Raw genomic sequence first — 25,976 nt, forward strand, 5'->3', positions numbered from 1 at the left:
TATCGATAAGTGCATCAGGAATTACGTGTTGGCGCCGATGAGTGGAGATCGCGCAGACTGTCCTGGCAGGCACGGATCACGGAGGCAGCCATGGCACGTACGGACACCGCACCTCGCGCGTTGTCGACGTCAGGTCAGGCCGTGGCGGTGGCGTACGTCTTCGGCACGGTGCTGACCGGCTCCACGCTGCCGACCCCGCTGTATCCGCTCTACCAGCGCGAATGGCAGTTTGGCAGCCTGGTCACGACACTGGTCTTCGCCGTCTACGCGGCCGGCGTGCTGGCCGGGCTGCTCGCCTTCGGCCGCGCCTCGGACCTGCTCGGCCGCCGGCCGGTCATCGTCACCGCCGTCGTGGTGTCGGCGCTGAGCGACCTGATCTTCCTCACCGACCTCGGCCTGCCCGCGCTGTTCGCCGGCCGCGTGGTGTCCGGCCTGTCGATCGGCCTGATCACCGCGGCCGCCACGGTGTCGATCATCGAGCTGGCGCCGGCCCGTCACCGTAGGCTCGCGACGATGGCCGCGACCGCGGTCAACATGCTCGGCCTCGGCTGCGGACCGCTCCTCGCCGGCGTTCTCGCGGATCTTGCTCCGGCGCCGCTTCGACTGCCCTTCGGCGTGCATCTCGCGCTCCTCGGGATCGCGGCGGTCCTCGCCTGGCGGATGCCGGAGACCGTACGCGGCGCCGAGCGGCCACGGCTCGGCAACGCCGTACGACCGCAGCTGCCGGCGGTGCCGCGCAGCGTACGCGCGGTGTTCGTGCCGGCGGCCGTCGCGGTCTTCGCCGCGTTCGCGGTCTTCGGCCTGCTGACCGCCACCGGCGCCGGCCTGCTGGCCGGCCTGCTCCACCAACCGGCGCACGTGGTCGTCGGCGTGCTGATCTTCGCCATGTTCGCCGCGTCGAGCGTCGCGCAGCTCGGCTCGTTGCGGTGGCCGCCGCGGCGCGCGCTGCCGGCCGGCTGCCTGCTCCTCGTGCTCGGTGCGGTCGCCATCGGCGCGGCGATGCCGGCCGGCTCGGTGGTCCTGCTGGCGGCCGGTACGGTCCTCGCCGGCCTCGGCCAGGGCCTGTGCTTCCGGTCGGCGATGGCCACGGTCACGCAGCACAGCCCGGCCGAACGTCGCGCGGAGACCGTGTCGGCGCTGACCGTCACGGCGTACGTCGGCATCTCCGTGCCGGTCGTGCTCGTCGGCACCGCGACGACGACCATGACCTTGTACGACGCCACGACGCTGTTCGCCGCGATCGTGGCGGTCGTCGTGCTGGTGGCCATGGCCGTGATCGTCCGCGTTCAGAGCTCCAGCCGGATGCCGTAGTCGCGCAGCCAGCTGTTGACCTGCAGCAGCATCTCGACGTTGGCGCGGCTGCGCCAGCCGTTGGCCAGGCTGTCCGGATCGTCGAGTACGGCGCGCGCGCCGGGACGGTCGATCAGCGCCGCCGCCGGCGCGCCGGGATCCTCCAGCAGCTCGGTCAGCTCGGTCCGCAGCACCTTCGCGTAGGCAGGGTCGACGCTGACCGGGAAGGGGCTCTTCGGCCGCTCCAGCACCGACTTCGGCAGCAGGTCGGCCACCGCGGCGCGCAGCACACTCTTCTCGCGGCCGTCGAAGACCTGCATGTCCCACGGAGTGTTGAAGGCGTACGTCAGCAGCCGCGGGTCGCAGTAGGGAAAGCGCGCCTCCAGACCGACCTGGCCGCTCAGCCGCTCGTCGTTCTTGATCAGCGTCTCCGGATAGCGGGTCAGCTGCATGTAGGTCATCTCGCGCATCCGTCGGTTGAGCCGGTCCTCGCCGGGAATGCCGGGCACCTCGGCCAACGCCTCGTGAAACCGCTCGGTGCAGTACGCGGGGATGTCCAGGCGGCGCAGCAGCCGCGGCTCGATCAGGCCGTTGCCGATGCCGTCCGGACACGCGCGCTTCTGCGCCAGCGCGACCCACGGAAACGTGTCGGCGTTGGCAAACTGTGGATCCTGCAGCCACTTCAGGCCGCCGAAGAGCGAGTCGGCCAGCTGGCCGGTCAGCGCCACCCGCGAGTGGTTGGCCGCCTCGCGATAGAGCAGGTAGAGGCCGGTCTGCATGTCACCGAGCGGACTCGGCACGTCCCGGGCGCGCAGCGTCGCGGCGCGCATCACCGGGTCGAGCAGATCCTCCGTGCTCACCATCACCGTCGTGTGGTCGGCGCCGATGTGCTTCACCAGGTCGGCCACGTACGGCGCGTCCAGCGACGTACGCACCTCGTCGGGCTGGAAGTTCTCGGCGAGTCCGCGATAGTCGACGGTGAACGTACGCACCGGCCCCTCGCCGCGCGCCTTCAGCACCTTCGCGACCAGCGCGGTCAGGCCGCTGGAGTCCAGGCCGCCGGAAATCAGCGAGCAGATCGGCACCTCGGACATCAGGTTGAGCGCGGCCGCGTCCTCCAGCAGCTCGCGCACGGTGCCGATCGTCGTCTTCAGATCGTCGTTGTGCTCGTACGCTTCCAGGCCCCAGAACTTCGCGACCGTCAGGCCCTGCCGGCGCACGCGTACGAGATGACCGGCGCGCACCTCGTGCAGGCCGCGGAAAACGACCTTGCCCGGCGTACCGGACTGCGACAGCACCTCGCGGAAGCCGTCGACGTCCACCACCGCCGGCACCATCGGATGCGCGAGGATCGCCTTCGGCTCCGAGCCGAACAGCACACCGGTCGGCGTCGGACAGTAGATCAGCGGCTTCGCACCGACGTGGTCGCGCGCGAGCAGCAGCTCCTCCTTGCGTACGTCCCAGATGCCGAAGGCGAACATGCCGTTGAACCGCCGCGGGCAGTCGGCACCCCATTGCAGATACGCCCGCAGCACCACCTCGGTGTCGCCGCGCGTCCGGAACGTGTGGCCGTGCGCGGAAAGTTGCGCACGCAGCTCGGCGGCATTGAAGATCTCGCCATTGAAGACGACGACGGCGAGCGGCCTGCCGTCCTCCTCGACCAGCATCGGCTGCCGGCCGCCGTCGCGGTCGACGACCGCCAGCCGCCGGTGGCCGAGCACCGCGCGCCCGCTGACCCACAGCTCTTCGGCGTCCGGCCCGCGGCCGGCCAGCGTCGCCGCCATCGCGCGTACGGTGGCCGCGTCCCGGCCCAGGTCACGCTCGAAATCCACCCAGCCCGCTATGCCGGACATCCGCGTTCTCCTTTCGCTCCACCGGTTCTTCCACGAAGACGGTCCAGTCGGCCAGCAGGTGGCAGCGGCCAAGATCCTGCAGGCCGCGGAAGACCCACCGGCCGACCGTCGCCACCAGCCGGCCGGCGGTCACAGCTCACCGACCACCTGATAGATGCCGTAGGGCCGGCCGCGCGTGGCATCCTCGTACGGCCGCAGCTGGGACGTCTGGTTTTTGTGCCGGGTCCCCTCCTCCCATGCCTGGAAGGACGGCAGATCGGTCCACTCGCTCAGCACCGCGAAGCTGCCACTGTCCAATGTGGACTCCAGCAGCTCCGCACCGAGCAACCCGGCGGTGCCGGCCAGCTCCTTGTTGACCCGCTCGTACGCGTCGAGCACGATCTCGCGATCGCCGGTGGTGTAGTAGACGATCACGCGTACGCGTCCGATCATCGCGCGGCCATGTCGAAGACGACGTGCATCGTGGCCATCGAGCCCTGCTCGCGATACGGATGCAGTTTCTGCCGGTGCTCCAGGTGCTGCGGACTGCGTTCGAACGTACGGAACTCCGCCTCGGTCACCCAGTCGCTCATGATGTAGTAGAGGTTTTCCTCGTCGCCACTGCGTAAAAGCCACTGGCCGCGGTTGGCCGGATGGCCGGAAACGGTGTCACCGACCGAATGCCAGGTCTTCTCGAATTCGGGCCCCATCCCCGGCTTGATCCGCATCCGCAGCATCACCCGAAAACTCATCACATGCCTCCGTCGACGTTGATCGTCTCGCCGGTCACGAACCGGGACAGGTCGCTGGCCAGGAACAGCACCGCGCCGGCCACGTCGCCGGCCTCGCCGAGCCGGCCGACCGCGGTCATCGAGCGGTATTTCTCCCGCATCTGCGGGGAAAGTCCGGCGGCCTGGTCGGTGTCGATGATCCCCGGCGCCACCAGGTTGACGCGTACGCCTCTGGGCCCCAACTCCTTGCACAGCGACCGGGTCAGGCCGATCATGCCGGCTTTCGCGGCGGTGTAATGCGAACGCAGCGGCACGCCGACCAGCGCCACCTTCGATCCGACGCCGACCACCGACGCGCATTCACCAAACAGGTCGAGAGATTTGTTGACCAGCAGGTAAAAGGCGGTCAGGTTGCTGTCGACGACCGCGCGCCACTGGTCGAGGCCGAGCTTGCCGACCGGCACGTGGCTGATGGAGCCGGCGTTGTGGACGAGCACGTCCAGCGAGCCGAGCCGGCCGCGGCACTCGTCGACCAGCCGCTCGACCGCCGCCGGATCGGCCACGTCGGCCTGGATGACGCTGTGTTTTCCGGGCGTCTCGGCGAGATCCGTTTCCAGCCGCGCCGCCGCCTCCTGGTTGCCGCGATAACAGGCGACGACGTTGCAGCCGGCGCGTGCCAGCTCCAGGCTCACCGCGCGGCCGATGCCACGCGTACCGCCGGTCACGAGCGCGTTCTTGCCGTCCAGTCTCAGGTCCATCAGCTCCGCCTTTCGTCAGAGAAGTACGCCGGTGGTCACGACGTTTCCCAGCAATGCCAACACCGCCAGCGCCGTACGCACCTGGTTCCATTTCGTCCAGTAGCGGCGCGGGTCGCGCTCGGCGAAGTCGGCCGGCAGGCGGTCGGGGTCGAGCGAGCGCAGCCACCGGTTGACCGGTACGTTGCGCGTCACCGACACGGTGACCACGGATGCGGCCAGCAGAGCCGAAACTCCGGCCAGCACCCGACCGCCGACGGTCGGCGCGGCGACCGCGACGAGCACGTCGGCGATCACCGTCACCACCAGGCAGGCCGGTTGGAAGGGGTCATAGCGCCCAGCCGCGAAGGCATGCGCACGCACGTACTCGTCGGCCGGCAGCGTCTTGTAGAACGGCACGACGCCGATGCTCGTGCCGACCAGTACGCCGGCCGACAGTCCGATCGCCAGCAGCGCGACCGGCAGCGCGATCCCCGTCATCCCACCGCGGCCTTCTCGATTTTCTCTTTGATGGCGGCCATCTGCACCGGCGAGTTGGTGCTGATCCGCTGGGTCATCTGTGCCAGGCTGACCGGCGAGTCCGGCCGCATCCGGAAGTCCTGGACCCAGTCCATCCGTACGCCGCCGTCCACGTCGTGGTAGGTCCAGCGGATGTCCATTTCCTCAAACCAGCCTTTTTCGATCCGCCGCGCGACAACCGTACGCGCCTGCCGGTCCACGACCCGCTCGGAGACCCAGCTCCACGTGTTTCCCTGTGGATCCGGATGCATCGTCAACCGGAAGCGAACGGTGTTCTCGTCCTGCTCCAGCACCTCGGCGGCCGCGTACTCGGTGAACAGGTCGGGCCATGACGCCACGTCGTTCGTCATGTCCCAGACCAGATCCATCGGCGCGTTGATGACGACCGATGCCTCGGTGTGGCCCGGTTTCGTCGTCATGTCAACGCACCGCCGTCCGGTCGTTGACAAAATCCAGCACCATGCGCGGGGTCTTCAGCCCGTTGGCGACGGTGTCGGACACCGGCACACCCCAGTCGCGCTCGACCCGGCTCGCGATCTCCAGCACGGCAAGCGAATCCAGCTCCAGGTCGGCAAACGGCGTGTCCAGGATGTCGCCGTCCAGCTTGAGCTGGTCCTCGTCGACACCGGCGCTGGCGATCATCAGCTCGCGGAGCTCGTCCAGACTGCGTTCGGCCATCACACTCTCCTTTCGTTGTGTTCACGGACAACTAGCGCGGCGTTGAAGCCGCCATAGCCGCGTGCGACCACCAAAGCCGTACGCACGCGCAGCTTGCGCGGCCGGTCGCGCACCAGGTCGAGCTGGCAGTCGGCCGACAACGCGCGTACGCCGACGGTCGGCGGCAGGACACCGTCGCGGATCGCCATCAGCGCGTCCACCAGGTCGAGCGGCGCCCCGCCGGCGTAGAGCCGGCCGGTCATCGTCTTCGGAGCCGTCACTGGCACCGCGTAGTCACCGAATACTTCCGAAATCGCGACAGCTTCGACGGCGTCCAGATACGGATCGCCGGCGGCGTCGGCAAACACGGCGTCCACATCGGACGGTTGGATGCCGGCGTCGCGCAGAGCGCCGGTGATCGCCGAGCCGAGAGCCGGCTGGCGGTCGCTCCATGGCGGCGGATCGAAGCTGGCCGCATAGCCGGCGATTTCGCCGTACGGCTGGCGATTTCTTCGCGCCGCGGACTCCGCGTCCTCGACGATCACGATCGCGCCGCCTTCGCCAGGCACATAGCCGGCGGCCGCACGGTCGAACGGCCGATAGGCCTGGTCGGGATCGGTGGCACGACTCAGCAGTCCGTTGCTGAGCTGGCAGATCAGGCCGTACGGACTGAACGGCGCGTCGGTGCCGCCGCTGACCACGATCCGCGCTCCGTCGGCGAGCACCCGGCGTGCCTGTGCGAGTGCCTCCAGGCCGCCGGCCTGCTCGGCGACCACGACGCCGCACGGACCGCGCATGCCGTGCCGGATCGAGATTTGTCCGGTCGTCGCGGCGTAGAACCAGGCGATCGACTGGTAAGCACTGACGTGCCGCGGACCGTTGGCCCACAGCCGCTGGATCTCCTGCTGGCCAAACTCCACGCCGCCGGACGAGCTCGCCGTGACCACGGCCATCTCGTACTCCGGCAGCTCCGCCGGCGTGATGCCGGCGTCGGTCAAAGCGAGGTCGGTGGCGGCCAGCGCGAGATGCGTCCAGTGGTCGGTCTGCGGGATCAACCGGCCAGGAACACGTTCCTTGGTCACGAAATCCGGCACCTCGCCGCCGAGGCTGACCGGATACGACGACGCGTCGAAACGCTGCAGCGGACCGATCGCGCTTTTGCCGCGCAGCGTCGCCGACCAGTGTTCCTCGAGGCCGATGCCGGTCGGCGCGAGGACGCCGATGCCCGTGATGACCGCGGTCACGCGGCACTCCGTTCCGGTGCGGTGAGCACCATCGCCGTCTGAAAGCCGCCGAAACCGCTGCCGACGCTCAACACGACGTCGGTTTTCTGTTCTCTGGCGACCAAAGGCACATAATCGAGGTCGCACTCCGGGTCGGCGGTGTGCAGGTTGGCGGTCGGTGGCACGACCCCGTGCTCGATAGCCAGCGCCGAGGCGGCGACCTCGATGGAGCCGATCGCGCCGAGCGAGTGGCCGACCATCGACTTGATCGAGCTGACCGGCACCTCATACGCGTGGTTTCCGAGGCTCCGCTTGAAAGCCGCCGTCTCGTGCCGGTCGTTCTGCTTGGTGCCCGAGCCGTGCGCGTTCACGTACGAGACTGCCGCCGGGTCGAGTTTCGCGGCGTCCAAAGCGATCCGGATCGCCTCGGCCATCTCGCGGCCGTCCGGTTTGAGGCCGGTCATGTGATACGCGTTGCTGCGGGTCGCGTAGCCGGCGATCTCACAATAGATGTGCGCGCCTCGCCGGCGCGCACTTTCCAGCTCCTCCAACAGAAGCACGGCGGCGCCTTCGCCGAGTACGAACCCGTCGCGCTCGCCGTCGAACGGCCGGGACGCGTGCGCCGGATCGTCGTTGTTGGCCGATGTCGCTTTGATCGCGTCGAAACAGGCGACGGTGATCGGCGAGATCGGCGCGTCCGTCGCGCCCGCGATCGCGACATCGGCCGACCCTTCGGCGATCAGCCGCGCGCCATAGCCGACGGCATCCAGGCCGGACGTACATCCGGTGGAGATCAACGAAACCGGGCCTTCCGCGCCGGCCGTCCAGGCCACCTCCGCGGCCAACGAGCTCGGCACCAGATAGCGATAAAGCTGCGGCGCGCCGTAGCTGTGGTCGACCAGCCAGTTGCGGCCGGTGTCGCTGACGACGACGTACTCCTCCTCCAGCCCCATCGTGCAACCGACCGCGCTGCCGAGCGTCACGGCCGTACGCGACGGATCCAGCTCGGCCAGCTCCAACCCACTGTCCACAATGGACTCGCGCGCGCTGACGACGGCCAGCTGTGCGGCCCGGTCCATCCGGCGGATTTCCTGTCGGGTCAGGCCTTCCGTGGCCGCGTCGAAGTCGCACTCGGCGGCGATCCGCGACCGGAACCCGGTGGCGTCGAACAACGAGATGGCGCGAGTGGCCGTACGGCCTTCGGTGAGCAGGCTCCAAAAAGCCTTGCGGCCGGTGCCGCCGGGAGCCACCACACCAATGCCGGTGACCGCGACGCGCCGACCGGTCATTTGGCGTCTCCGACGGCCTGGACCGGCTGGTCGGCGTGCGGCAGCGGCTCGGTGTCGACGTGACCCAGCTCCGGCCGCGGCGCCAGCGGGCCGAGGTGGATGACCGCCTCGGCGGTCTGCGTGCCGTGATTTTCCACCCGGTGGCGGACCTTGACCGGCACCATCACGGCCTCGCCGGGTCCGACGACGACCGGCGCGCCATCGAGACGGACGGTGACCTCGCCGCGTACGACGTAAAGGAACTCCTCGGAATAGGGGTGATAGTGCTCGGCGACGAACTCCTCCGGCGCCAGCCGCAGGAAACCCATGAACCCGGACGTGGATCCCACCGTCTTCGGGCTGAGCAGCACGCGGATGTCGCCGCCGCGGCGCCGGTTGGGCGCGATGTCGGCACAGGCGATCTTGCCAGGAAGATCAGTGGGTCGGGTGGCGTCCACCAGACACTCCTCTCGGTGCGGCTCCGTCGTAGGCACACTCCCCGCAGGGGCTAGAAACCCGCTCGGAAGGGGCTTGAAAGTCGGCGCTCAAGGCGCGGTCGAGGACGTGTTGGCACGATGCGGACCCGGACGAAGGGAGAAATCCGCATGCTCGCACCGATCCTCGGCGCGCTGGTGCTGCTCACGAGCGGCGTGGCGGCCGGTGTCCTGTTCACCCACGCCGTCGGCGTGTGGCCGGCGCTGCGGGCGATGTCACCGGAGCAGTACGTCGCGGCGCACAAGCTGATCGGCCGAGCGTACGACCCGATGATGCCGATCATGGTGATCAGTTCGACGCTGCTCGACATCGCGCTGGCGATCATCGACGACCGGCCGGCCGCACGAGCGCTTTTCGTTGTGGCGGCGGTGTTTCTGGTCGGCGTGTCGGTTGTCTCGCAGTTTCGTAACGTGCCGATCAACAAGCGCGTGAAGGCGCTGCCGGCCGGTGCCGTACCGACCGGCTGGGACGATCCGCGCCGGTCCTGGGGCCGGTGGAACCTGGCTCGTACGTCCTTCGCGCTGGTCGCTTTCGCCGCCACCGCGGTCGCGCTGACTTTCCACTGACGGAGGAGAAAACATGACCCGTGGCCTGACCGGCGCACCGCCGCGACCGCTCGACCAACGCCGCCGTGACGTCCTGGCGGCCCTGGCCAACGATCGCAATGGCTGGCTGTCCACCGCCTCCGCGGACGGTGTTCCGCATCTCGTTCCGCTGGCTTTCGTGTGGGATGGCGAGAAAATCGTGATGTCGACGCGCGAGGACTCGCGCACTGCGCGGAATCTGCGCGCAAATGGCCGCGGCCGGCTGGCGGTCGGCTCGCCGACGGATGTCGTGTTGGTCGACGGTGACGTCACGATCTCGGCGCCCGACGCCGACGTACCAGCGGTGGCCGCCGAGCTGCCGCTGCATCCGTCGCGGGTGCCTGGTTGTGTCTATCTTTTCCTGACTCCGAAACGCGTCCAGGCCTGGCGGGACCGCGGTGAGATGCGCGAGAAAGTCGTCATGGCCGCCGGTCACTGGTTGGACCAGGCCGCTGGCTTGTAGCGTGACGGCTGCCATGGAAACGCCCGCATGGCCACCATGCGTGCATCCAACTTGAGTTTTGACCTTTGGGTTGGTGAGTGGTTCCGCGCCACTGGACGCCCGACAGCTGGCAACGTGAGGTCCCGGCTGACCCACCCCCTGCTCCCAGAGCTGCTCATCCGGGTCATCGGCCGGTGGCGCAGCGACCGGGTGATGTCCTTCCAGTCATCGGCTGCGCGGACCGGCGCGGAAGGTGTCATGGCGTCCCGCTAAGTGGCGAAAGGGGTCCACTCAATGGGATCCACCGGTCCATGTAACGCTAAATGTCTGTCTTGTGAGGCTTACCGGTGAGATCAATGTCGAGTTACTGGCGCTAGACGCACGAAACATGGCTTTCACGCCTGCGTGACCGCCAGCCCCTGTGGTGGGTGTGACTGCCGAGGCCAGTAATGCCGTAGTGACCGCTCGCCGGGCCGAGCTCAATGTCCAGAGGGCGCCAATCGCCCGGTTTGATGTCTTCTTAAACAAGTATTGCCGGGTCAGGCCGTCTCACCCGCATGGTTGGCCACAGCAGTCACACCAGCACCGCCCTAGCCGCCGCTGGACGTTCACAAAGAGCCCCTTACGTGCGCCTGGATCGCGGCGGCGCGGCGCGTCGTTGCGTCCCATACTGGTCCGCCGCGACAGCTCACACGAGCACAACCCAGAACCTGCCATGCGGCTGCGGCACGCCGGCACCGACCGCAAAACAGACACAGCCCCAAGACCGCCAGAGCCAAACAGGTTGAAACTCAAGTCCAACGCAAGCATGGTGGCCATGCGACTGGGCTGGCGGCTGGGCGAGGCCAATGAGTCAAGCGCCTTCGTTGGTTGCTTCGGGTGAACCGCACTACTACTGAGCGAAAACGCTAGCTTGGCACCGGATCTGTGGCTGGGGCTCGCGTCGCGGCTATCGGCAACGAGCGTTGCAGCATCGACATCGCGACGCTTGCGACGATCGCGACAATCGCCACGGCGAGCCATGGTACGGCGGCGCCGAGCGTGACGAGCTGGGTGTAGAGGACCGGCGCGACCGTGTTGGCCACCGCGAAACCGAGCTGGAAGGCCGACAGATACTGCCCGCGCGACCGCACCGGCGCGGTGGCCGTCGCGATCGCGTTTCCGGTCGATGCCGACAAAAGCTCGGCGGACGTGTAACCGAGGGTGGCGATGATGAGGACCGGCGCCACGACGACCGCGGGCACATAGAGCGCGCCGGCCGTGCCGAGGCCCCAGAAAGCCCAGAGAAGTCCGCACACCGCCATCACCCTCGTACGACGGAAACCGCGGATGAGACGTACGGCGATCGTCTGACAGGTCGCCAGCAGCACGGTGTTGACGGTGAACACCGCACCGGCGATCCACGCTGGCGCGTGCAAGCTGTCGTTGACAAACAATGGAATGCCGACCGACAGCAGCGCCACGCAGGTCGCGTAGACGGTCTGGATCGCTGTCAACGCGAGGAAAGGCCGGTCGCGGTACGGCGTACCAGCCTCCTCCTCCGCCGGCTCTGCGGAGCGGCGCGGATTGCGTACGCGCCAGGCAAGCAAAGCGGCCGACAACAGGAACGTGAGGCCGTTGAGGACGACGATGAGCCGCTGAGCGCCGTCAGTGTCCAATGCCAGCAATGCCGCGGCCAGCAGAGCACCGCAGGCCACGCCGATGTTTCTCGTGGCCGCGGCGATGCCAAACCAGCGGTCGCGCTCGTGCGGCTCGGTGAGGTCCGCGACCAAGGTGAACGCCGACGACCAGTAGATCCGCAGGCCTACGGCCACTGTGAGCGCCGCGACGAACAGGCCGGCGGCGTTGGTCACCATCAGATAGCCGAGAAATCCAAGGCCCTGCAGGACAAGCCCGACCAGCACCGGCTGACGTGAGCCGTATCGGTCGGCGACCTGCCCGATGACGAACGGAAGTGGCAGCGCGACGAGGCTGGCGGCACCGAGACACCATCCCACCGTCGCCAGGTCGATGCCGCTGACCTTGGTGAAGAACAGCAGAGATACCGGCAAAAACGTGCCGGTGCCGACCATGTCGATGGTGATCGTCGCGGAGAGCCAACGCAACTGGCCACGCCGGTCGCTCATCTGTCCGCCATCCATTCCGCGATCCGCTTCTGGTAGTCGGCGACCAGGTTCGGTTGCCAGCGACGGAAATATCCGCACATCCGGACGTTGTAGAGGCCGACGTGCGCGTCGATTCGTTGCCACGCCTGGTCATCCAGCGGATGTACGTCCGCGTAAGCGCGCAGGAACGGCTCGCGTGTCTGCGGATGCCAGTCGAACAGCAGGTCGGTGATCTTGCCGAACTCCTCGTACTGGTCGGAAAACCGCGCGTGCTCGAAGTCGATGATCGCGGCCACCTCCGCGCCGTCCTCGGCGAGCAGGATGTTGTCGAGGTAGAGATCCAGGTGCACCAGCGTCGGTTCGACGACACCGATCCGCTCGACGGCCGAGCGCACCACGGTCTCCACACTTTTCCAGCCGCCGACCACATCCAGCGACACGTCCGTGGTTTCCGCCAGCGCCTGACGCAGAATTTTCTCGGCATAGTCGGCAATGCTCGGATACGGCCGGTCGCCGAGTACGTCGGTGAGCGCGTCACCTTTCGTCTGGTGCAACCGCGCGACCAGCTCGCCGATCTGCGCGGAGACTCGGTGACGCTCGGCCGGCGTCAGATGCGGCCACGCCTCGGTCGCCATCCGTCCTGGCACGTACTCCTGCACGAGCACCGGACCACCGACGATCTCGTCGAACGGTACGAACGAGCGAAACCGCGGCACCGGCAGGCCGGCCTCGACCGCGCGGTTGGCGGCCGCGACGAGATGGCGGAAGTGGCCGGGATCGGTGATCCGCCGCGGCACCTTCAGCAGCAGCCGGCCGTCGTCGGTGTCGACCAGCCAGTGGTCACCGGAGTGACCGGCGGCCACCGGTCGTACGCACCGCACCTCAATGCCGGGACAGGCCCGCTCGACGGCCTGCCGTGCCAGGCCGTCCGGCATCACTCGATCGTTCACCTCGCCGATCCTGTCGAGCCAGTCCAGCCGGCGCCAAAGATTTCGCTCAGCCAGAATGTTGAGGTGATCCGATACGAGTTCACCGTCGCCGCGCTGGCCGCCACGCGGTTCGGCTGGTCGCCGTTGCTGGAGGTGCGCAACGCTCTGCGTGTGCTGCATCCACTGCGGCGCAGCGACCATCCGGTCTATGCCGGCTGGCGGCCGCGTACGCTCGCCGCGCTCGCCGACTCGACGGTCGACCTGGCGTTGCTGCACACCTTCGTCGCGCCGTCCGGCTATGTGCCGGGGTTCCTCGCGCCGGCTCCGCCGCCTGGCACGCCGCCGGAGCTGTCCGCCGAGCTCAGCCGGGTCTGCGCGACCGACGCGGCGACCGTCGTGCGGCATATCCACGAGGCGATCCGCGTGATGCCGCACGGCACCGGCAAACGTCGCGCCGACCGTCTCCGCGGTCTCGCCGAAAATCCCGAAGAGGCTCGCGACCGCGCGGTGGTGGCACTGGAATCCTTCTGGCAGGTGGCGCTGCAACCGATCTGGCCGGGGATCCAGGCCGTGCTCGACCGGGACATCGCCGTACGGTCGGCGCAGCTGGCACAGTATGGACCGGCGGCAGCCTTCGACGCACTGCATCCCGGCGTACGGTGGCAGGCCGGCACGCTGATCACCGACCGGCCGGCGTCGCTGCACGTACGCGTCGACGACCGCGGCATGGTGTTGCTGCCGTCGGTCTTCGCGGCCGACCTGATCGGTGGCGCGGCCGATCCGGAGCTCCAGGCGACGCTGACCTACCGCGCGCGAGGCACGGCGGAGCTGTGGTCACTGGCGGCCAGCGCAGGCCCGCGGCACGACACCGAGCCGCCGGCGGGTCTGGTACGCACGCTCGGCCTGTCGCGTACGCGCATCCTGGTGCAACTCGACAGTCCGCTCACGACGACGCAGCTGGCGGAGTTTCTGCGACTGGCCGCCGGCAATGTCTCCACACATCTGACCGCGCTGCGCGGCGCCGGCCTGGTCGCCAGCCACCGGCGCGGCCATCGCGTGCTCTACGCGCGGACCGTGCTGGCCGACCAGCTGCTCACTGCGGCGCGTCCCGGATCACCGTGAAGAGCCGGGCGAACATGTACGTGCCGGGTCCGACGCGGCCGCCGGGGCCCGGCGAGGGGAAGGTGTTGTCGACCGTGAGCCGCTCCCCACAATGCGCGCAGCATGTCACCGGCGTTGTGTCGTGGTCGCAGTCGATGTGGTGGAGGATCGCCGGCGGACCATCCTTGCCGTACCAGCGGTCGCCCCAGTCCATCAGCGCGAGCAGCACCGGATAGAGCTCCTTGCCCTTCTGGGTCGGCACATAGTGCTCGCGCGGCGGATGCTCCTGGTAGCGCTCGCGGACCAGCACCTGCTCCTCGACCAGCCGGGACAGCCGCGCCGCCAGCACCTTGCGAGAGATCGCCAGGTCGTAGGCGATGTCGTCGAAGCGCGTCAGGCCGGCCAGCACGTCACGCATGATCAACGCTGTCCAGGCGTCGCCGAACAGGTCGGTCGCGCGCGCGATCGAACAGGCCACGCCGGCCAGCGGGATCCTCGTCACACCACCACACTAGTCGAGTTCCCTCAGGGAACTCGGCTTGATAAGTTCCCTCAGGGAACTCATCGAGGAGGCGCGCGCGATGGCACCACTGATCCAGCTGGACTCGGCGGCCGCGGAAGCGATCGACGGACGGCACGTCCGCGCGGTCACCTTCCAGGCCGTCCGGATGGCGTACGTGTCCGACACGCTCACGGCGACCGGGTTGCCGGCGGCCGGCAGCCGCGCGCTGGTCGTCGGCAGCGGCCGCGGCCTGGTCGCCGCCGGCCTACGTGAGCTTGGCTTCGACGTCGTGGCGATCGATCCGTCGGAAGCGGCGACCGCGCTGGCGCGGCAGGCGTACGGACGCACCGGCATCGACTTCCGGACGGCTCCGGCGGAAGATCTCGGCCTCGCGGACGCGCGCTTCGACCTCGCCTACTACGAGGACACCTTCGAGGTCACCTCGCAACTGGACCGCGTGCTCGCGGAGGCGGCGCGCGCGATCCGGCCTGGCGGTGTGCTCGTCTACGACACGGTCACGCGGAGTCTCCTGTCGAGACTGGTCTATCTCGGCGCCTTCCAGGCCATCCCGATGACCCGGATCGTGCCACCTGGCCGCTACGCCGCGGCGCGGCTGCGTACGCCGGCGGAGATGACCGCGGCACTCGCTCGCCACGGACTACGCAACGCCGGCATCCGGGAGTTTCGGCCGAAGGATCCGCGGCGGCTGCTGACCGCCGTGCTGGCGCGTCGGCGCGGCGAGGTCGGCGACGCGGAGATCCCGTCGATCGTCAACCTCGAGCTCGCGTCAGGCGATCGCGTACACGTCACGTATCTCGGCCACGCGATCGCGGAGTGACCTAGCTCATACAGTGCCGCCGGTGGTCGGTCGTGTCCATGGGGCATGAGAGCGACCAGTGCGCGACCGGCGCTGCTGTCCCCCGTCGAGCCGCGGGTCTGGCCCGGCCGCCGCGCGCGCGAACCACGGGTCGTCGACCTGACCGTGGTCATCCCGGTCTACAACGAGCACGAGCGGCTCGGCGCGACGCTGGCCGCCGTACGACAGCATCTCGACGCGTCCGGCGAGAGCTGGGAGCTGCTGGTCTGCGACGACGGATCGACCGACGAGACGGCCGCTTTGGTGCGTCCGGTGGCCGCGGCCGATCCGCGCGTACGGCTGCTGCGGAGCATCGTCAACCGCGGCAAAGGCCACGCCGTGAGACGTGGCGTCGCGGCCTCGCACGGCCGGCGGGTCGCGTACTGCGACGCCGACCTGGCCACGCCGATCGGCGAGCTGGCGCGGCTGCGTGACCGGCTCGACCGCGGGTTCGCGGCGGCGATCGGCTCGCGCTCCGGTCGCGACAACCGCGTCGAAGTGAGCCAGCATCCGGTGCGGGTCGCGCTCGGCCGGGCGGGCAACCGGCTGATCCGCCTGCTCGCCGTGCCGGAGATAGCCGACACGCAGTGCGGCTTCAAGATGTTCGACGGCGACAAGGCGCGACGCGCGTTCGCACTCGCGCGGATCGACGGCTGGGGTTTCGACGTCGAGATCCTGCACCTGTTCCGGCGGTCCGGCTGGCCGGTCGCCGAGGTGCCGGTGCGCTGGTCTCACCAACCGGGGTCCAAGGTGCGGCCGCTGGACTATCCGCGAGTGCTCGCGGACGTCGTACGCGTGCGGCTGATCCACGGCACGAGGAGGCTGCCGTGACGATCGCCGCGGACCGCGTGACCGAGCCGCCGCAGCCGACGGCGATCCCGCGCACTCCCAGATGGCCGGTCGACGTGGCGGTGGTGGGCGCGTATGTGCTGCTGTCCTGCTATCTCTACGCCGGGCTACTCGCCGGTGTCGGTCCGCGCTATCTGGTCGACAGCAACCAGGACCAGACCCAGTGGGAATGGTTCTTCTCGGCGACCGCGTACGCGCTCGCACATGGCGAGAACCCGCTGATCAGCGCGCTGCAGAACCATCCACTCGGCGTGAACATGATGGCCAACACGGCCATGTTGGGCCTGTCGGTGCCGCTCACGCCGGTCACGCTCGCGTTCGGGCCCGCCGTCACCTGGACCGTGGTGTTGGTCGGCGGCGTCGCCGCGACGGCCGCCTGCTGGTACGCGCTGATGGCGGGCCAGCTGCGCATCCCGCGCGGGGCCGCCGCGATCGGAGCGGCGTTCGCCGGCTTCGCGCCGCCGATCGTGTCGCACGCGAACGCTCATCCCAACCTCGCGGTGCTGTTCGTCCTGCCGCTGATCGTCGGTCGTTTCCTCCGGCTCCGCGAGCGACCGGTCGTACGGACCGGCGTCACGCTCGGCCTGCTGGCCGCATACCAGGTCTTCCTCGGTGAGGAGGCACTGCTGCTGTGCGCCACCGGCCTGGGCCTGTTCACCGTGGCGTACGCCGTGATGCGGCCACGCGAGGCGCTGGCGGCCGCTCGGCCGGTGCTCTCCGGGATCGGCGTCGCCGTCGCGGTCTTCGTACCGCTGGTGGCGCTGCCGCTCGGCTGGCAGTTCTTCGGGCCGCAGAGCTATCGCTCGCTGCTGCACGGAAACGCCGGCAACGACCTGGCCGCGCTGCTCGCGTTTCCGGCGCGGTCGCTGGCCGGCGACCCGACGGCATTGCAACTGTCCTTCGGCCCCACCGAACAGAACTCGTTCTTCGGCTGGCCGCTGGCGATCCTGCTGGTGGTGGCCGCGGTCGCCACCTGGCGGATGGTGGCGGCGCGAGCGCTGGCGATCACGATCCTCGCGGCGACCGTGCTGTCGCTCGGGTCGTGGCTGGTGGCCGCCGGCCACACGACGCGGATACCCGGGCCGTGGCTGCTGTTCTCGCATCTGCCGCTCTACGAGTCGGTGCTGGAGTCACGGCTCACGATGATCTGCGTACCAGCGATCGGCATCCTGCTCGCGCTGGCGATCAGCCGGCTGCGCACCGAGCGGCGGCGGCACATACGGCTCGCGTGGAGCGCCGGACTCGCGGCGGCCCTGCTGCCGATCTTCCCGACGCCGCTCGCCGCCGCCGACCGGCCACCGACGCCCGCGTTCTTCAGCCAGGGGATCTGGCGCGACTACGTGCCGGCGCGGAGTCGGCTGCCGGTCATCGTGCCGGTCCCGGTGCCCGAGCCGGCCGACGCGACCGCCCTGCACTGGCAGGTCGAGGCCGGCATGGGGTTCGCGCTGCCGGACGGCTATTTCGTCGGACCGTGGGGACCGCGGCGGCAAGGTGCGTACGGCGCGGAGCCGCGCGCCACCGCCGACCTGCTGCGCAGGGTCAGGGACACCGGTCAGCCGCAGGCGATCGGTGCCGACGAGCGGGACGCGGCGCGTACGGACTTCGCGTACTGGCAGGCCGACATCGTGGTGCTGCCGCCTGGACCGCGGGAGGAGCCGCTGCGCCGGACGCTGGACGACCTGCTCGGTCCCGGGCGCCAGGCCGGTGGCGTCCGGGTCTGGCCGGCGCGGGTCCGATGACCAGCGCGGACGGCGTGTTCTCTGGTCCGGTGTTCGCGGGGATATCGGCGGAGCCGGCCGATCGGCGAGGATGGGACCGGCCGGCGAGCGGAAGGAGCGGGGTGCGAGCCGACGACGAGCAGGCCTACGTCGACTACGTGACCTCCGCTTTGCCTGCGCTGCGCCGGCTCGCGCTGCTGCTCTGCCGCGATCCGCACCGCGCCGAAGACGTCGTACAGACCGCGATCACGCGGCTCTATGTGCACTGGCATCGGGCGAAGGCGGCCGGCAACCTCGACGGCTATGCGCGTACGACGTTGGTGCGGTCCTTCCTGAACGAGCAGCGGATGACCTGGGCCCGCGTGCGGCTGGTCGGCGCGCCGGTCGAGACCCCCAACCTGCCGGCCGCGCAGCCGCCGGACGTGGAAACCCGTACGGTCGTACACACCGCACTGTCGCGGGTCGCGCCGAAGCAGCGAGCGGTGCTGGTGCTGCGGTTCCTGTACGACCTGCCGGTCGCCGAGGTGGCCAGGGTCCTCGGCTGTTCGGAGGGCAACGTGACCAGCCAGACCGCGCAGGGCCTCAAGCGGCTGCGCAAGCTGCTCGGCGACACCGCGGTCTCCGCGCTCGGAGGGAGGTAGCCATGCCGGAGCTGGGACACGACGAGGTCGACGGAAAGCGGCTGCTCGCCTCGCTGCGCGGCGTGGAGCCCGACGATCACACCTCGGTGGACGTGTCGCGCGCCGTACGCTCCGGCCGCCGGCAGGTGCGGATGCGCCACTCGGTGCTGCCGGCCGCCGGCGGACTCGCCGTCATCCTGCTGGTGGCGACGCTCGCGCTCGTCGTCCAGCAGACCCGCGGCGCGCAGCAACCGGTCGCAGGCCGTGGCGCGTTTCCGGTCGCCGAGCAGGCCTTCCGGATCGGCTCGGCCGGCGGTCTCACGCCGCTGACATACCAGACGGGCCGCTTCCGGCAGCGCGTCGAATTGGGGCCGGCGGACGGCAGCGGCCTCAGCGGGATCACCGCCGCGGTCACGATGTATGCGCGCGGCGCGGTCGCCTCCCCCACCGGCAGCCCCACCGACCCGGTCGACGGCCGGCCGGCGTACTGGATCACCGCGGACGGCGCCAACCCGGTCGAGCTGGCCTGGCAGTACGCGCCGGACGCCTGGGGCTTCGTGACGGTGACCGGCCGCGGCGCGAGCCGCGACCGCGCGTACAAGGTGGCGCTGAGCGTCACCACCGGCGCCCACGACCCGGTGACGGCGCCGGTCGTCGTACCACCGAGCACCATCGGCGATGGCTATCGGATCGTCGGCTATCGCAGCACGATCGGTCCGAAGGTGCGGCCACACCGCTATGTCGAGGTGCTCTACGGCATCGACGATGAGGGCGGTTGGATCGCGGCCGGGTTGACCAGTCCGGGGCAACGCGGCGCAGGCAGCTCGACGGTCGGCGGCCGACCGGCCGTCGAGACGGCCACGTCGGTCACGTTCACCGATGGCAGCGGCATCTTCGCCGAGGCGAGCGACCCGGCGTACCTGTCGTCGTACGGCGGTCTGCCGGCACTCCGTCGCGTCGCCGCCGCGGCCACCACCGCCCCCGGGTTTCGTTGGCCGGAGGTGCCATCGCCATCGCCGACCGACAGCCACCCCGCCGGGCAGGCACCGACCGCCGGCTCCACCGAGCCGACGCCGACCCCGACCCCGAGCTAGCCGCCCGGCCGGCCGGCGACCCGACCAACCCGCCGACCTAGCCGACCGGCCAGAAACTGTCGGCCCGCGCTGGCAGGCTGATATTCGGGGGGCCGAAAATCGGCCGGAAAATGGTCCCCCCCGAAATCGACACTGCCACGCGCCACCGACAGTTTCAGCGACTGCCGCGGATCCTCAGGCGACCAAAAGTCGGCCGGCGGCTCAGGCGAGCGGCTGGCTTGGTCGCATCGGCGTACGAGTCCTGCGCGGGACACCGGCGTGCCAGCGGCGGCGCGACCAGCCGGCCGGTGGTGGGTTGGTGGCGAGCCACTCCTCCAACAGGTTGCACGCGACGCGTACGCCGTTCTCACTCCGGATCCGCCGGCCGAGGTCGGCCGCGGCGCGTTTGATCGAGTCGGTCGACAACGCTTCCGTCACGGCCGCGGCGAGCGACTCCTCGGCCACGCCGCCGATCGGGATCGGCGCCGGCGCGGCACCGAGCCGATGCGCCCTTTCGGCCCAGAACAAGGCGTCGACGAAAAACGGACAGACGATGTTCGGTACGCCGGCGCGCAACGCGGCCGCCGTGGTGCCGGCGCCGGCGTGGTGCACGATCCCGGCCATTCGCGGAAAGAGCCACGCGTGCGGCACGTCCTCGACCGGAAAGAACTGGTCGGTCGCCGGCAGCCCGGACGGGTTGCCGAGCAGCACGCCACGTGCGCCGGCGCGGCCCAGCGCGGCGCGTACGGTGCGATCCAGCTCGACCGGATCCGCCGGCACCATGCTGCCGAAACCGACGTAGACCGGCGCCGGACCGGCGGCCAGAAAACCGGCAAGGTCGGCCGGCGGCTGCCAGTCTTCGTTGTCATCCTCCAAAAACCAGTATCCGGTGATGCGTACGCGCTCCGGCCAGTCACGTGGCCGCGGCGCGACGGCGGCGCTGTAGCCGCACAGCCGCGGCACCCGGTCGGCCGCGATCGCGCGCTCCGGGCCACCCCACCACGGCAGCGGGGCCAGGCCGAGCACGTCGGTGCGCCACCGGTTGGTGCCGGGCCGGCGGATCCGCCAGGTCAACTGCCGCGCGACCAGGTGGCTGGCCCGGTTTCCCCACCATCCCAGCGATCTGCGGCCGGGGACCAGCCAGCTCGGATGGCCGCCGCTGGGTTGCCGCGGCAGGTATTCCACCATCGCGCACGGAACACCGTTTGCCTCGGCGATGTGATAGCCGGCCACCCCGGTGTGCGAGAACAGCACCACGTCGGCGTCCCGGCAGGCCTGCGCCGCGGCCGCCTGGAACGGCTCGACCATCGGCACCACCACCTGGCGAAAACCGCGGATCGCGGCCAGCGAACTGTGTCCACGGCCCGTCCACCGCTTCGCCTCCGCGCTGCCCAGATGCGCGGACATGTCGATGTCGAGCGGAAAACACTCGACACCCGCTTGCTCCACCAGGCCCCGATAGCTCTTGCTGGCGACCAGCCGCACGCGGTGTCCGCGCGCGACCAGTTCCCGGCCCAGCGCCACGTACGGCTCGGTGTCGCCGCGGCTTCCACTGGTGACTATGACAATCATCATGAGTCACATTAGGCAACCGTTTTCTTGGATATCGCTGGATTTCCAGTCGCGGCGATGCGCAGATCGCCCAAACCTCACCTAAAATCGCACGCCACCGCAAACCTACCAAGCGAGCGGCAATGCCACCGGCCGGGGAAACGCGAGGCCGGCCTGCCAGGAGATCTCCGCCGTCGGCGCGGCGAGTCGCAGGCCCGGCAGCCGCGTGGTCAGCTCGGCCAGCACCACCTGCAGCTCCAGCCGTCCGAGCTGTGCACCGAGGCAGTAGTGGATGCCGTGTCCGAAGGCGATCTGTGGGTTGTCCGTACGCGCCAGGTCGATCCGCTGCGGATCGGCGAACACGTCCTCGTCGCGGTTGGCCGAGTTGAACAACGGGATGACCGCCTCGCCGGCGCGGATCGTCACGCCGTCCAGCTCCACGTCCTCGGTGGCGATCCGCATGGTGCCGGCACCACCGCCGATCTGGCTGAAACGCAGCAGCTCCTCGACCGCCGACGGGATCAGCGCCGGATCGGCGACCAGCCGGCGATAGAGCTCGGGTTGGTGCAGCAGGTGGTAGGCGAAATGCGTGATCGCGGCCGTCGTCGTGTGATAGCCGGCCGCCAGCAATGTCATGCAGAAAGCCAACAACTCCTCGCGATCGAGCCGGTCGTCCTCGGCGTGTGCGCGGCCGAGCACACTGAGCAGGTCGTCGCTGGAGCCGCGCAGTTTCTCCGCGATCAGGCCGGCAAGATACGCGCGGAGGCTACCGACCGCTGCCTTCAGCTCCTCGGTCGGGCCACCGGCGATGGTCAGCATCGCGTCGGTCCAGCCACGGAAGCGCTCCTGGTCGCCGGCCGGCACGCCGAGCATCTCGCAGATCACCGTCACCGGCAGCGGCAACGCGAGTGAGGACACCAGATCGGCCGGTGGCCCAGCGCCGACCATCCGGTCGACCAGCGCGGTCGTCAGCTCGGCGATGTGCGGCCGCATGCCGGCGATCCGGCGGGAGGTGAACGCGCGCGAGACGATCTTGCGCAGCCGGGTGTGCTCCGGCGGGTCGGTGATCACCAGCGACTTCGAGCCGCGCTGGATCGGCATCAGCCGCGGCGCGTCCGGCCGGGTGATCGCCTCCTTGCTGAACCGCGGGTCCGTGCAGACCTGCTTCACCTGCGCGTACCGGCTGACCACCCAGGCGGTGTGGCCGGTCGGCAGCGCGACCCGGCCGACCGGCTCGGCGGCACGCAGCGCCGCGTGCTCGGCCGGCGGGTCGAACTTGTTGGTCGCCGGAAAGGGAAATCGCATCACGGGCTTCGCGGTCGTCATGCGACGACACTGGCACCGCCGGCTCGACGGTGTGTCGAGGAGATCTCGAGCAGATTCGTGCGATTTATTCCCGACCCGGCCACGAGCGGACGCCGGCATGCTTTGCCGGACACGGAAAACCGGCCGACCACAGGAGTGAGAGATGGAACGTGCACTGATCGTCGCGCGGATGCGGCCGGAGTCGGCCGCAGAGGTGGCGCGGCTGTTCGGCGAGTCCGACGCCACGGATCTTCCCCGGGTCGCCGGCACCATCAGCCGTACGCTGCTGCGCTTCCACGACCTGTACTTCCACCTGACCGAGGTGGCCGACTCGCGCTCGGCGACGATCGCGGAGATCCGCGAACATCCCGGTTATCTGAAGCTGAGCCGCGAGCTGTCCGCGCACATCAGCGCGTACGACCCGCGGACCTGGCGGTCGCCGGCCGACGCGATGGCACACGAGTTCTATCGCTGGGAGGCCGGCAGCTGAAAAGACCGGCTCACCGAGAATCGAATGTGCAAAATAGGACCACTTCCGGCGCCGAAAGTGGTCCTATCTTGCACATTCGACTCGGCCGCAGGGACGGTCAGACCGCTTCTGAGGTCAGCATCCGGTGCTGCAGTTGGCGCATGCTGTGGTCGGGTTCCACGCCGAGCTCGTCGATCAGCGTCCGGCGCAGCTTCTGGTAGACCTCCAGCGCCTCCTGCCGCCGGCCGGCACGGGACAGCGCGGTCATCAGCTTCAGGTGGAACCACTCGTTGAGGCGGTGTGTCGCGGCCAGCTGCTTGAGGTCGCCGATCAGCTCGCGGTGCCGGCCCATCCGCAGCTCGCTCTCGATCCGCAGCTCGGTGACGTGCATCCGGGCCTCCTCCAGCCGTACGCGGTGGGTCTCCAGCCGCGGACCGGTCGCCACGTCCGCGAGGGCCGGCCCCCGCCACAGCGCCAACGCGGCGCGCAGCGTGTCCGACGCGTTCTGCAGCTCGCCGCGGTCCAGCGCCGACCGTCCCTGCGCGGCCAGTTTCTCGAACCGGGCGACGTCGACGTCCTCGGCCGGTGCGACCAGTCGGTAGCCGCCGTGCCGGGTCAGCAGCACGTGCTCGGCGGCCCATCCTCCGTCGCCGCAGCCGAGCGTCTTGCGCAGGTGATAGATGTACGTCTGCAGGGTCGTCTGCGCGCTCAGCGGCGGCCGGTCCGACCATAACTCGTCGATCAGCGCGCCGGTCGAGACGACCTCGTTGGCCGATGCCAGCAGCAGCGCCAGCACGGTCCGCTGCTTCGGCGCGCTGGGTCTGACGACGTTGCCGCCGATGCCGATCTCCAGGCTCCCCAGGACCTTGAATTCCATCCGAAAACAACCTCTCCGTTGACCACCGTGATGTTTCCTTTATGTTTCAAGGAAACATCTGGATAACATTTCGCTTCCGGCACGCACAGGCGAGGATCGCCGGCGCATTTCCACCCGCCGCAGTCATCGTGCAATTGACAGATCTGGTTGTCGTCTGGCGCCGATCTGTTTTTCCTCAGGTTCAACCGAGGTGGCCATGAGATCGTTTGCATCGCGATGGTTCAGCGAGCCTCAAAACCGGTCTGTACCAGCAAAACCGGCGCCCCGACCGCAATGTTTACGCATTACGTCAAATAAATGCCGCGGCCGCCAACGAAAATCTCGGACGCCGAGAGAAATCTCCTTTTGACATATGGCATATGTCACCGCGTACGGTCAGTCCGGCAGGCCAAGCAGACAGAGCCGCACCAGGTCGTCCAACCAGAACCGCGGCTCGGCGTCCGGAGAATCGACCCGGCTCACCACGTGCGTCTCCAGCAGTTCGTCGAGCGCCGGCAGGTCCGGGTCGCCGGCCAGCTCGGCCAGGGTCACCGGACCGCCGCCGCGGCGGGCCAGCCGCATGACGAGTGCACGTTCGGCGCGGCCGAGCCGGCACAGGCCGCGTACGAGCGACGCGCGTACGTCCAGATCCCCCGCGGTCAGCTCGGCCAGCCGGCGGTCCTCGTCGGCCAGCCGGTCGGCCAACGCGGCGATCGGCCAGTACGGCCGTGCCGCGAGCCGCGCGGCCGCGATCTTCACCGCGAGCGGCAGATGCGAGCAGGCCGCGACCACCGCCTTTGCCGCCACCGGATCGGCGGCGACCCGCTCACGCCCGGCGACCTGGCCCAGGATCTCCACCGCCTGCCTGGTGGTCAGCGGCCCGACCGGCAGATGCCGCGCGTCCAGCAGGCCGGTCAGCCGGCGGCGGCTGGTGACCAACACGGCGCAGCCGAAGCCGGGCAGCAGCGGACGCACCTGGGCCTCGTCGGCCGCGTCGTCCAACACCAGCAACGACGACTGGCCAGCCAGCGCCGACCGGTAGGCGGCGGTCCGCTCGGCCGGGTCGTCCGGGACCTGCGTGACGCGCAGTCCGCGCAGCACGGCGGCCTGCACGTCGTACGGCTGGATCGCGTTGCCAGCACTGAGATCCACGTAGAGCTGGCCACCGGCGAATGCAGGTCGCAACGCGTGCGCCGCGCGTACGGCCAGCGTCGTCTTGCCGACACCGGCCGGTCCGCTGATCACGACGACGGCGGTGCCCGGCGGTCCTTCCTTGGCGAGCTCGGCGCAGATCTCGGTGAGCTGCTGGCGGCGGCCGGCGACATGCGGCACGTCCGGCGGCAGCTGGTTGGGCGCGCACGACCGTCGCGCCGGCGTCTGGGAGACCGCCAGCACCTCCGGCTCCGGCGGACGGTCCAGCGCCGGATCGCCGGCCAGGATCGCCTGATGCAGGCCCTGCAAGGCATTCCCGGGCTCGAGACCGAGCTCCTCGGCGAGGGTCGTACGGGCGCGGCGAAACACCTCGAGCGCGTCGCTGCGCCGCTGCGACCGATAGAGCGCGAGCATCCACTGCTCGTAGAACCGCTCGCGCAGCGGGTTGGCCGCGGTCAGCGAGGCCAGCTCGCCGAGCAGCTCGGTGTGCCGGCCGAGCTCCAGCTGCGTGTCGATCAGGTGCTCGTGGACGACCGAGCGGGTCTCCTCCCAGCGCGCGATGTCCTCGGCGAAACCGGCCGAGTTCAGGCCCTGCAGCGGCTGGCCGCGCCACAGCTCCAGCGCCGAGCGCAGCCGGTCGGCGGCCTGCTCCGGCTGGCCCTCGTCGAGCAACCGGCGGCCTTCGGTGGCGCGGTGCGCGAAAAGCTCGACGTCGTATTCATCCTCGGCCACCTGCAGCGCGTATCCGCCGGCCCTGGTGCCCAGCCGGTCGCCGCCGGTCGGTCCGGTCAGGCGGCCAAGCCGGCGGCGCAGCAGCCGGACCCGGTCGCGGACCTGTCCAGTCGCCGTACGCGGCGGCCCGTCCGGCCACACCGCGGCGACGATCCGCTCCACGCTGACCGCGCGGTTCGGCGCGGTCAGCAGCACGGCCAGCAGTAGCCGCTGCCGCGATCCGCCGAGCGGGATCGGTCCGCGGTCGTCCACGGCCTCCACCGGTCCGAGGACCCGGAAACACGCCGCCGCGCAGGCCACCTTCACTCCTGTCCGTCCACCATCGGAGTTGGTAGGACGACCATGCCTTGAACCGGTTCAAT

General features: G+C 69.6%; 28 protein-coding genes. 10 read left to right on the forward strand and 18 right to left on the reverse strand.

The genetic code is table 11. The features are described 5' to 3' along the window. Window positions 1-90 precede the first annotated feature (90 nt). Window positions 91-1,311: an MFS transporter gene (locus GNX95_RS11170; protein WP_163507015.1), complete on the forward strand. Its 1,221-nt coding sequence runs from the start codon at window positions 91-93 to the stop codon at window positions 1,309-1,311. Here GNX95_RS11170 and asnB read toward each other — a convergent pair. The 11 genes from asnB to GNX95_RS11225 are packed head-to-tail and all read right to left on the reverse strand — an operon-like array spanning window position 1,287 to window position 8,733. Then, the gene (gene asnB / locus GNX95_RS11175) at window positions 1,287-3,143 is read right to left on the reverse strand and encodes an asparagine synthase (glutamine-hydrolyzing) (RefSeq protein WP_163507016.1); all 1,857 of its coding nucleotides are present in this window, start codon (window positions 3,141-3,143) and stop codon (window positions 1,287-1,289) included. The two genes, GNX95_RS11170 and asnB, sit on opposite strands and share 25 nt — an antisense overlap. Further along, complete coding sequence (locus tag GNX95_RS11180) at window positions 3,106-3,276, reverse strand: hypothetical protein (protein ID WP_163507017.1); 171 nt, start codon at window positions 3,274-3,276, stop codon at window positions 3,106-3,108. Before GNX95_RS11180 ends, asnB begins: the two co-directional genes overlap by 38 nt. Continuing rightward, window positions 3,273-3,575: an antibiotic biosynthesis monooxygenase family protein gene (locus GNX95_RS11185; RefSeq protein ID WP_187369622.1), complete on the reverse strand. Its 303-nt coding sequence runs from the start codon at window positions 3,573-3,575 to the stop codon at window positions 3,273-3,275. The genes GNX95_RS11180 and GNX95_RS11185 overlap by 4 nt, the downstream gene beginning before the upstream one ends. Then, a complete protein-coding gene (locus GNX95_RS11190; protein WP_163507018.1) occupies window positions 3,572-3,874 on the reverse strand; it encodes an antibiotic biosynthesis monooxygenase family protein in 303 nt (100 codons plus the stop codon). The genes GNX95_RS11185 and GNX95_RS11190 overlap by 4 nt, the downstream gene beginning before the upstream one ends. After that, on the reverse strand, window positions 3,874-4,611 hold the full coding sequence (locus tag GNX95_RS11195) for an SDR family NAD(P)-dependent oxidoreductase (protein WP_163507019.1): 738 nt from the start codon (window positions 4,609-4,611) through the stop codon (window positions 3,874-3,876). The genes GNX95_RS11190 and GNX95_RS11195 overlap by 1 nt, the downstream gene beginning before the upstream one ends. Before the next feature lie 15 nt (window positions 4,612-4,626). Continuing rightward, window positions 4,627-5,088, reverse strand: a complete 462-nt coding sequence (locus GNX95_RS11200) for an anthrone oxygenase family protein (RefSeq protein WP_163507020.1) — start codon at window positions 5,086-5,088, stop codon at window positions 4,627-4,629. After that, the gene (locus tag GNX95_RS11205) at window positions 5,085-5,546 is read right to left on the reverse strand and encodes an SRPBCC family protein (protein ID WP_163507021.1); all 462 of its coding nucleotides are present in this window, start codon (window positions 5,544-5,546) and stop codon (window positions 5,085-5,087) included. Before GNX95_RS11205 ends, GNX95_RS11200 begins: the two co-directional genes overlap by 4 nt. Window position 5,547: 1 nt before the next feature. Further along, a complete protein-coding gene (locus tag GNX95_RS11210) occupies window positions 5,548-5,805 on the reverse strand; it encodes an acyl carrier protein (protein WP_163507022.1) in 258 nt (85 codons plus the stop codon). After that, window positions 5,805-7,028 carry a ketosynthase chain-length factor gene (locus GNX95_RS11215; protein ID WP_163507023.1) on the reverse strand — a complete coding sequence of 408 codons (1,224 nt, stop codon included), beginning with the start codon at window positions 7,026-7,028 and terminating at the stop codon, window positions 5,805-5,807. Before GNX95_RS11215 ends, GNX95_RS11210 begins: the two co-directional genes overlap by 1 nt. Further along, window positions 7,025-8,296: a beta-ketoacyl-[acyl-carrier-protein] synthase family protein gene (locus GNX95_RS11220; RefSeq protein WP_163507024.1), complete on the reverse strand. Its 1,272-nt coding sequence runs from the start codon at window positions 8,294-8,296 to the stop codon at window positions 7,025-7,027. The genes GNX95_RS11215 and GNX95_RS11220 overlap by 4 nt, the downstream gene beginning before the upstream one ends. Further along, the gene (locus GNX95_RS11225; protein ID WP_163507025.1) at window positions 8,293-8,733 is read right to left on the reverse strand and encodes a cupin domain-containing protein; all 441 of its coding nucleotides are present in this window, start codon (window positions 8,731-8,733) and stop codon (window positions 8,293-8,295) included. Before GNX95_RS11225 ends, GNX95_RS11220 begins: the two co-directional genes overlap by 4 nt. Window positions 8,734-8,880: 147 nt before the next feature. On the opposite strand from GNX95_RS11225, the gene GNX95_RS11230 reads away from it, so the two are divergent. Next, the gene (locus GNX95_RS11230; RefSeq protein ID WP_163507026.1) at window positions 8,881-9,336 is read left to right on the forward strand and encodes an anthrone oxygenase family protein; all 456 of its coding nucleotides are present in this window, start codon (window positions 8,881-8,883) and stop codon (window positions 9,334-9,336) included. 13 nt (window positions 9,337-9,349) lie between these two features. Continuing rightward, on the forward strand, window positions 9,350-9,817 hold the full coding sequence (locus GNX95_RS11235; RefSeq protein ID WP_163507027.1) for a pyridoxamine 5'-phosphate oxidase family protein: 468 nt from the start codon (window positions 9,350-9,352) through the stop codon (window positions 9,815-9,817). An 887-nt stretch (window positions 9,818-10,704) separates the two neighbouring features. On the opposite strand, the gene GNX95_RS11240 is transcribed toward GNX95_RS11235, so the two are convergent. Together GNX95_RS11240 and GNX95_RS11245 are read right to left on the reverse strand one after the other, a co-directional pair. Next, window positions 10,705-11,922 carry an MFS transporter gene (locus tag GNX95_RS11240; protein WP_163507028.1) on the reverse strand — a complete coding sequence of 406 codons (1,218 nt, stop codon included), beginning with the start codon at window positions 11,920-11,922 and terminating at the stop codon, window positions 10,705-10,707. Then, on the reverse strand, window positions 11,919-12,851 hold the full coding sequence (locus GNX95_RS11245) for a phosphotransferase family protein (RefSeq protein WP_163507029.1): 933 nt from the start codon (window positions 12,849-12,851) through the stop codon (window positions 11,919-11,921). Before GNX95_RS11245 ends, GNX95_RS11240 begins: the two co-directional genes overlap by 4 nt. 63 nt (window positions 12,852-12,914) lie before the next feature. Here GNX95_RS11245 and GNX95_RS11250 point away from each other — a divergent pair, with 63 nt between their 5' ends. Then, on the forward strand, window positions 12,915-13,952 hold the full coding sequence (locus GNX95_RS11250) for a winged helix-turn-helix domain-containing protein (protein WP_163507030.1): 1,038 nt from the start codon (window positions 12,915-12,917) through the stop codon (window positions 13,950-13,952). On the opposite strand, the gene GNX95_RS11255 is transcribed toward GNX95_RS11250, so the two are convergent. Then, a complete protein-coding gene (locus GNX95_RS11255; RefSeq protein ID WP_163507031.1) occupies window positions 13,924-14,433 on the reverse strand; it encodes a winged helix-turn-helix transcriptional regulator in 510 nt (169 codons plus the stop codon). The genes GNX95_RS11250 and GNX95_RS11255 overlap by 29 nt on opposite strands. 79 nt (window positions 14,434-14,512) lie before the next feature. Between GNX95_RS11255 and GNX95_RS11260 the strand changes: the two genes are divergently transcribed. From GNX95_RS11260 to GNX95_RS11280, 5 genes are all read left to right on the forward strand, one after another. Further along, window positions 14,513-15,271: a class I SAM-dependent methyltransferase gene (locus GNX95_RS11260; RefSeq protein ID WP_163507032.1), complete on the forward strand. Its 759-nt coding sequence runs from the start codon at window positions 14,513-14,515 to the stop codon at window positions 15,269-15,271. 45 nt (window positions 15,272-15,316) lie between these two features. Then, window positions 15,317-16,120, forward strand: coding sequence for a dolichyl-phosphate beta-glucosyltransferase (locus tag GNX95_RS11265; protein WP_163507033.1), 804 nt, complete (start codon window positions 15,317-15,319; stop codon window positions 16,118-16,120). Beyond that, window positions 16,117-17,877 (forward strand): glycosyl transferase, encoded by a 1,761-nt coding sequence (locus GNX95_RS11270; protein ID WP_222853511.1) that lies wholly within the window; start codon window positions 16,117-16,119, stop codon window positions 17,875-17,877. Before GNX95_RS11265 ends, GNX95_RS11270 begins: the two co-directional genes overlap by 4 nt. 101 nt (window positions 17,878-17,978) lie before the next feature. Next, a complete protein-coding gene (locus GNX95_RS11275) occupies window positions 17,979-18,497 on the forward strand; it encodes a sigma-70 family RNA polymerase sigma factor (protein WP_222853512.1) in 519 nt (172 codons plus the stop codon). A gap of 2 nt (window positions 18,498-18,499) precedes the next feature. Further along, the gene (locus GNX95_RS11280; RefSeq protein WP_163507035.1) at window positions 18,500-19,570 is read left to right on the forward strand and encodes a hypothetical protein; all 1,071 of its coding nucleotides are present in this window, start codon (window positions 18,500-18,502) and stop codon (window positions 19,568-19,570) included. A gap of 201 nt (window positions 19,571-19,771) precedes the next feature. Here GNX95_RS11280 and GNX95_RS11285 read toward each other — a convergent pair whose 3' ends face one another. Both GNX95_RS11285 and GNX95_RS11290 read right to left on the reverse strand, forming a co-directional pair. Then, the gene (locus tag GNX95_RS11285) at window positions 19,772-21,124 is read right to left on the reverse strand and encodes a glycosyltransferase (protein ID WP_163507036.1); all 1,353 of its coding nucleotides are present in this window, start codon (window positions 21,122-21,124) and stop codon (window positions 19,772-19,774) included. 102 nt (window positions 21,125-21,226) lie between these two features. Next, window positions 21,227-22,426: a cytochrome P450 gene (locus tag GNX95_RS11290; RefSeq protein WP_163507037.1), complete on the reverse strand. Its 1,200-nt coding sequence runs from the start codon at window positions 22,424-22,426 to the stop codon at window positions 21,227-21,229. A gap of 142 nt (window positions 22,427-22,568) precedes the next feature. On the opposite strand from GNX95_RS11290, the gene GNX95_RS11295 reads away from it, so the two are divergent. Then, window positions 22,569-22,895: a TcmI family type II polyketide cyclase gene (locus tag GNX95_RS11295; RefSeq protein WP_163507038.1), complete on the forward strand. Its 327-nt coding sequence runs from the start codon at window positions 22,569-22,571 to the stop codon at window positions 22,893-22,895. 97 nt (window positions 22,896-22,992) lie between these two features. Here GNX95_RS11295 and GNX95_RS11300 read toward each other — a convergent pair whose 3' ends face one another. Both GNX95_RS11300 and GNX95_RS11305 read right to left on the reverse strand, forming a co-directional pair. Further along, the gene (locus tag GNX95_RS11300) at window positions 22,993-23,751 is read right to left on the reverse strand and encodes an AfsR/SARP family transcriptional regulator (RefSeq protein ID WP_163507039.1); all 759 of its coding nucleotides are present in this window, start codon (window positions 23,749-23,751) and stop codon (window positions 22,993-22,995) included. Window positions 23,752-24,126: 375 nt separating this feature from the next. Continuing rightward, entirely contained in the window at window positions 24,127-25,914 is a 1,788-nt protein-coding gene (locus tag GNX95_RS11305) for an AfsR/SARP family transcriptional regulator (protein ID WP_163507040.1), read from the reverse strand. Between the last annotated feature and the right edge of the window lie 62 nt (window positions 25,915-25,976).

Source organism: Fodinicola acaciae, assembly GCF_010993745.1.
Classification (GTDB): Bacteria; Actinomycetota; Actinomycetes; order Mycobacteriales; family HKI-0501; genus Fodinicola; species Fodinicola acaciae.

What these genes read in the sequence shown, in the direction of transcription:
- GNX95_RS11220 (WP_163507024.1), bottom strand. Translation starts at nt 8,296, where the DNA reads ATGACCGGTCGGCGCGTCGCGGTCACCGGCATTGGTGTGGTGGCTCCC.
- GNX95_RS11285 (WP_163507036.1), bottom strand. Translation starts at nt 21,124, where the DNA reads ATGATGATTGTCATAGTCACCAGTGGAAGCCGCGGCGACACCGAGCCG.
- GNX95_RS11295 (WP_163507038.1), top strand. Translation starts at nt 22,569, where the DNA reads ATGGAACGTGCACTGATCGTCGCGCGGATGCGGCCGGAGTCGGCCGCA.
- GNX95_RS11235 (WP_163507027.1), top strand. Translation starts at nt 9,350, where the DNA reads ATGACCCGTGGCCTGACCGGCGCACCGCCGCGACCGCTCGACCAACGC.
- GNX95_RS11240 (WP_163507028.1), bottom strand. Translation starts at nt 11,922, where the DNA reads ATGAGCGACCGGCGTGGCCAGTTGCGTTGGCTCTCCGCGACGATCACC.
- GNX95_RS11205 (WP_163507021.1), bottom strand. Translation starts at nt 5,546, where the DNA reads ATGACGACGAAACCGGGCCACACCGAGGCATCGGTCGTCATCAACGCG.
- GNX95_RS11200 (WP_163507020.1), bottom strand. Translation starts at nt 5,088, where the DNA reads ATGACGGGGATCGCGCTGCCGGTCGCGCTGCTGGCGATCGGACTGTCG.
- GNX95_RS11230 (WP_163507026.1), top strand. Translation starts at nt 8,881, where the DNA reads ATGCTCGCACCGATCCTCGGCGCGCTGGTGCTGCTCACGAGCGGCGTG.
- GNX95_RS11280 (WP_163507035.1), top strand. Translation starts at nt 18,500, where the DNA reads ATGCCGGAGCTGGGACACGACGAGGTCGACGGAAAGCGGCTGCTCGCC.
- GNX95_RS11290 (WP_163507037.1), bottom strand. Translation starts at nt 22,426, where the DNA reads ATGACGACCGCGAAGCCCGTGATGCGATTTCCCTTTCCGGCGACCAAC.
- GNX95_RS11210 (WP_163507022.1), bottom strand. Translation starts at nt 5,805, where the DNA reads ATGGCCGAACGCAGTCTGGACGAGCTCCGCGAGCTGATGATCGCCAGC.
- GNX95_RS11190 (WP_163507018.1), bottom strand. Translation starts at nt 3,874, where the DNA reads ATGAGTTTTCGGGTGATGCTGCGGATGCGGATCAAGCCGGGGATGGGG.
- GNX95_RS11265 (WP_163507033.1), top strand. Translation starts at nt 15,317, where the DNA reads ATGAGAGCGACCAGTGCGCGACCGGCGCTGCTGTCCCCCGTCGAGCCG.
- asnB (WP_163507016.1), bottom strand. Translation starts at nt 3,143, where the DNA reads ATGTCCGGCATAGCGGGCTGGGTGGATTTCGAGCGTGACCTGGGCCGG.
- GNX95_RS11195 (WP_163507019.1), bottom strand. Translation starts at nt 4,611, where the DNA reads ATGGACCTGAGACTGGACGGCAAGAACGCGCTCGTGACCGGCGGTACG.
- GNX95_RS11260 (WP_163507032.1), top strand. Translation starts at nt 14,513, where the DNA reads ATGGCACCACTGATCCAGCTGGACTCGGCGGCCGCGGAAGCGATCGAC.
- GNX95_RS11185 (WP_187369622.1), bottom strand. Translation starts at nt 3,575, where the DNA reads ATGATCGGACGCGTACGCGTGATCGTCTACTACACCACCGGCGATCGC.
- GNX95_RS11300 (WP_163507039.1), bottom strand. Translation starts at nt 23,751, where the DNA reads ATGGAATTCAAGGTCCTGGGGAGCCTGGAGATCGGCATCGGCGGCAAC.
- GNX95_RS11170 (WP_163507015.1), top strand. Translation starts at nt 91, where the DNA reads ATGGCACGTACGGACACCGCACCTCGCGCGTTGTCGACGTCAGGTCAG.